Source organism: Geminicoccus flavidas (assembly GCF_009806515.1).
Classification (GTDB): domain Bacteria; phylum Pseudomonadota; class Alphaproteobacteria; order Geminicoccales; family Geminicoccaceae; genus Geminicoccus; species Geminicoccus flavidus.
Genome location: NZ_WUJP01000059.1, coordinates 1 through 6,468, shown reverse-complemented (window position 1 = coordinate 6,468; position 6,468 = coordinate 1). Strand labels below are relative to the sequence as shown.

Genomic DNA, 6,468 nt, shown 5'->3' with positions numbered 1-6,468 from the left:
GACCCCGATCCTGATCCTGTCCGGCAAGCAGGACATCGACGACAAGGTGCGCGGCCTCGCCACCGGCGCGGATGACTATATCACCAAGCCGTTCGCGCGGGCCGAGCTGATCGCCCGGATTCAGGCGGTGGTGCGGCGCGCCAAAGGCCACGCCGAATCGACGATCGTGACCGGACGGATGGTGGTGAACCTCGACACGCGGCTGATCGAGATCGACGGCACGCGCCTGCACGTCACCGCCAAGGAATACAGCATCCTGGAACTGCTCTCCCTGCGCAAGGGCACCACGCTCACCAAGGAGATGTTCCTGGACCATCTGTATGGCGGGATCGATGAGCCGGAGCTCAAGATCATCGACGTGTTCATCTGCAAGCTACGCAAGAAGATCGCCGCGGTGACCGGGGGCGATCACTATATCGAGACGGTCTGGGGCAGGGGCTATGTGCTCAAGGAGCCGAGCCTCGCCAAGTGCGCCTGAAAGTGCCACCAGCAGCAGCGTCTCGTGCAGACAGTGCCAGCCGGCGCACCACACATCGGCGCGCCGGCTGGATGCGGTATTGCGGCCTGTGCCGGTAGCCGCTCAGTTGCGAGTGAGGCTACCGACCCGATCCAGCGCACGCGGCACTGGCACGCCATACTGCTGGCACAAGGGCTGGAGCAGACGTTCGACCTCGGCGCGGCCCAGCTCGTCCATCAGCGCGCAGGGCGGCTTTGCGAACTTGAGCGCGGCCCGAGCACCATGATCGACCTCGTCCGGCCCGGCCACCCCCTCGTCCAGTTCCTGGAGGACCGGCAGGAAGGTGGCGCCGCGCAACCGGTCGCACAGCACCGCCATGCGCTCGGGGTCGATGTCACCCGGGGGATCGATGGTCCAGGAAGCCTCCGCGTCGCCCGTCACGGCCATCGAGCGCGCGGGTACGTAGAAGGCGCCGAGCGGCGCGAGGTTGCGGATCGCATGGAGGGCGATGCGCGGCTTGACCAAGTTCATCACCATGAATGGGCCGGCCGCAGCGCCCAGCGCCTCTTTGGCGGCGAGGTCGATCTCGCCGGGTGCTGCCAGGCCCTCGTCGACCAGGCGCGCCGCCTCGTTGGTGTAGGGACAGAAGAACCGGTTGATGCAGAAGCCCCACTGGTCCTTGCAGACGAGCGGCTCCTTGCCGGTCCCGCGGGTAAAGGCCAGACCGGCCTGGACGGTGGCGTCGGTGGTGGCATCGCCGCGGACCACCTCGACGATCGGGTTGACCTGGGCCGGGCTGAAATAGTGCAGGCCCAGGAAGCGCCCCGACATTGGCACCGCCTGCGCCAGCTCCGACACCCGCAGGCAGGACGTATTCGTGGCAATCAGCGCGTCAGGACGGACCACCGCAGCGATCTTGGCCAGCACGTCGGTCTTGAGCGCCATGTCCTCGAACACTGCCTCGACCACCAGGTCGCAGTCAGCCAGGCCGTCCAGGCCCGACGTGATCTGCAGCCGGCGGCCAGCTTCATCCGCCTGCTCCTGGGTGAGCCGCCCCCGACCGACTGCCTTGGCGTAGAACGCGCGCGCCTGGTCGACCGCCGCCTGGGCGACGCCCGCCCGCGCATCGATCAGCACGACGTCCACGCCCGCCTGTGCGGTAGCCGTCGCGATGCCGCCACCCATCGTCCCGGCACCGACGATGCCGACCCGGCTGATGCCCATGGTGGACCTACCCCTTGCTGCGTTCCTCGTGCCGCAGGCTCTAGACTTTGCCGGTCGGGCGCGGAAGGGGGCAGGTGCCAACCAATGGCTCACGCGGTGGTCGGAAAGTCCTTGCTTCCCGGATCAGCCGCCGGTCGGGCGAGCCAGGCGCGGGTCGTCCCGGCCGGCACCCCGGCTGCCAAGGACCGTGACGATCGACGCCAGCGAGATGGCGGCCACCAGCCAGAACACGCCACGGGTCATGCCGAGGTCCAGGAGATGACCAAACAGGGGTGCCGAGGCGAGCGTGCCGACATTGAAGCCGATGGTGACGAAGCCGAACACGCGGCCGGATGCGCCGGCCGGCGTGATCTGCTTGACCATCAGGTCGCGCGACGGGCTGACCGCGCCGCCGAACAGTCCAGCCAGCACGAACAGGAGCGTGATGGGGACGAGCCCGAGCGAGGGCAGGGCGAGGAGCAGCGCCACCAGGGTGATGCTGCCGAAGCAGACCGCGACCACCAGGCCGTGGCGGCTGGTCCGGTCGGCGATCTGCCCGCCCAGCAGCACGCCTACCGCCGAAGCCGCCAGATAGAGAAATACGGGCAAACCTGCCTGGGCGAAGCCGAGGCCCGGAAGCTGCTCCAGTGTGGCGGTGCCGAAGTTGCTGAAGCCGCCCTGGCCCGCGGAGATCAGGGCGAAGAACAGGAACGCCATCGCGACCGGCCAGCCGAGGAACAGGTGCAGCGTGCTGCCGCCGTGCATGGGTGCCGTGCCCGGTGCCGTGGCCTGATCGCTCGCGAGATGATGCCTGAAGGCGACCAGCACCAAGGCGAAGGCCAGGCCGGCCAGGGCGCTCAGCCCGAGGGCGAGCTGCCAGCCGAGCCAGCCAGACAGCGGCAGAAGAACGGCCGGAGCGGCAGCGAAGCCCAGATAGCCGCCGAAGGTGTGCACGGCAAAGCCGCGGCCCAGCCGTCCTCTGCTCACCGAGCCCGCCAGGATCGCATAGTCGGCCGGATGGAACACCGCGTTGCCCAGGCCGGCCAGCACCATCAGGCAGAGGAAGGCGGCGTAGCCCGGCGCCGACGCCACCAGCCCGATGCCGAGCGCGAAGCAGACCTGGCCCAGCAGCAGCGGCCAGAAGGCGCCGTAGCGGTCGACGAGCATGCCGATCGGCACCTGCGCCAGTCCGGTCGCCAGGTTCAGGACGGCCAAGCCGAGGCCCAGCTCGGCATAGCTGATCCCCAGCCCCACCGTGATCAGCGGGAACAGGGGTGGCAGGGCCAGGATGTAGAAATGGGCAAAGAAATGCCCCGCTCCGATGAGGCTGATCACCTCGACGTCGCGGCGCCCCGAGGGCGCCAGCGCCAAGCTCGTCATGTCGGCCCGAACCGTCCTTCCTGGTCTGTGATCAGCCGAACATGGCGGCTCGGACCCGATGGCGCCAGACACATGGCCGCCGGCCCGGCAACGGGGTTCTCAGCCGGCCGGATTTCTGCGACTACCCGGGCCGGTCGGGATGGGCCCGGCCGGACTTGCGACCATATGGGTAAAGGGGTCGGTTCGTGACCACCAGAAGAGCTCTCGTCATCGGCGCGGCCATTCTGGCCACGCAGCCGGCCATCAGCGGCGCGGAGGCCCGAGACTTGGACAATACCCTCATCATCGAACTGGCGAGCGGCAAGGTGACCGTGGAGCTGCGCCCGGACCTGGCACCGGCCCATGTCGCACGGATCAAGGAGCTCGCCAGGGACGGGTTCTACGACGGCATCGTCTTCCACCGGGTCATTCCGGGCTTCATGGCGCAGACCGGCGATCCGACCGGCACGGGCATGGGCGGCTCGGACAAGCCGAACCTGAAGGCCGAGTTCACCCGCACGCCGTTCGAGCGCGGTACGCTCGGCATGGCGCGCTCGCAGAACCCGAACAGCGCGAACAGCCAGTTCTTCATCTGCTTCGACCGGGCCGACTGGCTGGACGGGCAGTACACCGTGTTCGGCAAGGTGGTGGACGGCATGGAACTGATCGACGCGATCGCCAAGGGCGAGCCGCCGGCCAACCCGGACAAGATGGTCCGCGTCTACGTCGCTGCCGACGCGCCCGCCGGCGGCTGATCCGGCCGAGCTTCACCAATCGTTAGGCTGGGCCCGCGATAGTGGGCCCCGCGACCTTCCTGCGCGGAATTTCCGGCCCATGACCATTCTCGTCACCGGTGTCGCCGGCTTCATCGGCTTCCATGTCGCCCGGGCTCTCCTGGACCGGGGCGAGGCGGTGATCGGCGTGGACATCGTCAACGCCTACTACGATCCGGCGCTGAAAGAGGCACGGCTGGCCGAGCTTGCCGGGCGGGAAGGCTTCCGGTTCATCCGTGCCGACATCGCCGAGCTGGACCAGATCGGGGCGATCGCCAAGGAGCACGGGAACGAGATCACGGGGGTGGTGCATCTGGCAGCGCAGGCAGGCGTGCGGCACTCGCTCACCGCCCCCTTCGACTATGTCCGCGCCAACCTGGTGGGGCACATGGTCATGCTGGAGGTGGCGCGCCACGACCTGCCGGAGCTGAAGAACTTCGTCTATGCGTCGAGCAGCTCGGTCTATGGCGGCAACGACAAGACGCCGTTCTCGGTGGACGACCCGGTGGAGCGGCCGGTCTCGCTCTATGCCGCGACCAAGCGGGCGGACGAGCTGCTCTCCTATGCCTATGCCCATCTCTACCGGATCCCGCAGACCGGCCTGCGCTTCTTCACCGTGTACGGGCCATGGGGCCGGCCGGACATGGCGGCCTATATCTTCGCGGACGCGATCGCCAAGGGCCGGCCGATCACGCTGTTCAACCATGGCGAGATGCAGCGCGACTTCACCTATATCGACGACATCGTGGCGGGCGTGCTGGCCGCCCTTGACCGACCGGCCACACCGGACGCGCAGGGCGTGCCGGCCAGGGTGTACAATCTCGGCAACCACCGGCCGAACGACCTGAGGACCTTCGTCCGGATCATCGAGCAGGAACTGGGGCGCCATGCGGAGATCCGCCTGGCACCGATGCAGCCGGGTGATGTGCCCGCCACCTATGCCGACATCGAGGCCAGCCAGCGCGACCTGGGGTTCGAGCCCAAGACCCCGCTGGAGGAGGGGCTGCCGAAGTTCATCCAGTGGTACAAGCGGTACCATGGGGTGAATTGACCGGCGGCCTCGTGCCACCGGCTGATGCGCCGGGCAGGCCGTTGCCGCCCAGGGCCAGGAACTGCTGCTGGTCCCTGCGCTGCCAGACCACGGTCCAGCACCCCACAGCGAGCCGCCTCTGCTCGGCGACCGTGTTGGAAGGCTGGTGGGCTGCGCCTGCCCAAGAACGCAGGAGGGTGCTCATCTTGCATCGAGCTGCGGTACGCTTGGGAGAACAGGCTAGGCTTGGTCATGGGAAGCGGCTGGTGACCGCTGGCCGGCGGTCCATGACCAGGCTTGGCCATCCATCCCGCAAAGCACTCAAAGCGGGTGGACCGATGCCATCCAGCTGATCCGCAATGAACGAGGGATTTGGAACGTTGCCCTCGCTACCGAAGTGGCACAGCAGGAGGCCAAGTGGCAGCAGATTGTGGTGAAGAGCCCGCGCGGGCGTAGGTTGGATAGGGGCTGCCCGTCCGTGTGGTGCGTCCTGGCTCGCCCGGCCCATGATCATCATGGCTGCATGGCGCCTGAATCCAACCCTCATCAACTTGCGCGTCGGCCAACGGATCAGACCCTTTCGCCCGCCGTGATCGGGGCGTCTCTCCAGGTCTCTCGACGTCGATCGAGCTTCCATATCCGGAGCGCCGCAAGTGGCGACACCATCAGGCCGCGGGCACTACTACTTTCGTTCCTGCCGGCCGGCCACGAGGGGGCGGTCTGTTCCCGAGGTTCGAAGCGGTCGACGGTGGCAGAGGAAGCCTGCTCAGACCGGGGCCCGTTGAGGCTGATCGTGAGGCAGCAATCGCTGCGCCTGAACCTTCAGGCTCTCCAGCCTTGCCCTCGCAGATGAACGCGTGTGACCCGAGGCCGACCCGAGTCTTCAGCCGCCCGGGTGGCTGCAGCTGTTCACGAACACCCCCAAGTACGGCCTAAGAGGCTGACCGCTGCCAGGGTGTCACGTCTCAAGTTGCATGCGCACTCGCCTCCCGCAGCCTACTACCGCGGTCTCCGTTGAAGAACGAACCATCGTCTAAAGGCCTCTTCGCGAGGAACAGGGGAATCTCGAACTCTTCAGAGCTGTCCTCTGCAAGATCAACCTGGAGTGGTGCGAGCCGGGCTGCTTGCAGGGCGGGTCCTTGTACATCGGCCGCCTCCATCCCAGCCGCGCCAGCCCCTGAAGTTCGTTCTCACCCCTGCGTGCACATGGTGTGCAAGCCGGGCCGTAGCGCTGGAGTGCAGGCATGGCAGCGGAGATCATTCGTCGAACTCCCAGAGGCCTATCCTCGCGTTCCCGCGCTGAGCGCAAGGAGGGAACGGGACATCATGACCGTATCGCCGGGCCCTGTTGGACACGACCAACTGGTCGAGACGGATTTGCGACGCGGCTTCCTGTAGGCATGGTCGTGCATCCGGCTGTCCTGTTCGGAAGTACCCTCGTCGCCGCTGCCGCTGGGCTACCAACGGAAGCCTGGAACCGCGGCACGAGGGCACATTGGCCACCAGATCGCTCCGAGGTCGCAATGCATGACATCGACCATTGTCCGGCTCGGCAACATCCACTGCCTCCCCTGAGCGAGGCGTCGTGCCGATCCGGGGATCTCCGTGGGGAGGAACACCATTGAGTCCGAGGCAGGATCCCCGAA

The 6,468-nt window shown here is 67.3% G+C and carries 5 protein-coding genes; 3 read left to right on the top strand and 2 right to left on the bottom strand.

Features of this window, described 5'->3' with window-relative positions; all coding sequences use genetic code 11:
- The coding region (locus tag EQG76_RS01615; protein WP_159710011.1) for a response regulator transcription factor at positions 1-478 on the top strand (478 nt) is incomplete at its 5' end.
- A 102-nt stretch (positions 479-580) separates the two neighbouring features.
- On the opposite strand, the gene EQG76_RS01610 is transcribed toward EQG76_RS01615, so the two are convergent.
- Together EQG76_RS01610 and EQG76_RS01605 are read right to left on the bottom strand one after the other, a co-directional pair.
- Positions 581-1,681 carry a 3-hydroxyacyl-CoA dehydrogenase gene (locus EQG76_RS01610; RefSeq protein ID WP_159710009.1) on the bottom strand — a complete coding sequence of 367 codons (1,101 nt, stop codon included), beginning with the start codon at positions 1,679-1,681 and terminating at the stop codon, positions 581-583.
- Between the two features lie 123 nt (positions 1,682-1,804).
- Positions 1,805-3,040, bottom strand: coding sequence for an MFS transporter (locus tag EQG76_RS01605; protein ID WP_159710007.1), 1,236 nt, complete (start codon positions 3,038-3,040; stop codon positions 1,805-1,807).
- 266 nt (positions 3,041-3,306) lie between these two features.
- Between EQG76_RS01605 and EQG76_RS01600 the strand changes: the two genes are divergently transcribed.
- Both EQG76_RS01600 and EQG76_RS01595 read left to right on the top strand, forming a co-directional pair.
- Positions 3,307-3,774 carry a peptidylprolyl isomerase gene (locus EQG76_RS01600; protein WP_200840472.1) on the top strand — a complete coding sequence of 156 codons (468 nt, stop codon included), beginning with the start codon at positions 3,307-3,309 and terminating at the stop codon, positions 3,772-3,774.
- A gap of 79 nt (positions 3,775-3,853) precedes the next feature.
- The gene (locus EQG76_RS01595; RefSeq protein ID WP_159710005.1) at positions 3,854-4,843 is read left to right on the top strand and encodes an SDR family NAD(P)-dependent oxidoreductase; all 990 of its coding nucleotides are present in this window, start codon (positions 3,854-3,856) and stop codon (positions 4,841-4,843) included.
- Positions 4,844-6,468: the final 1,625 nt, after the last annotated feature.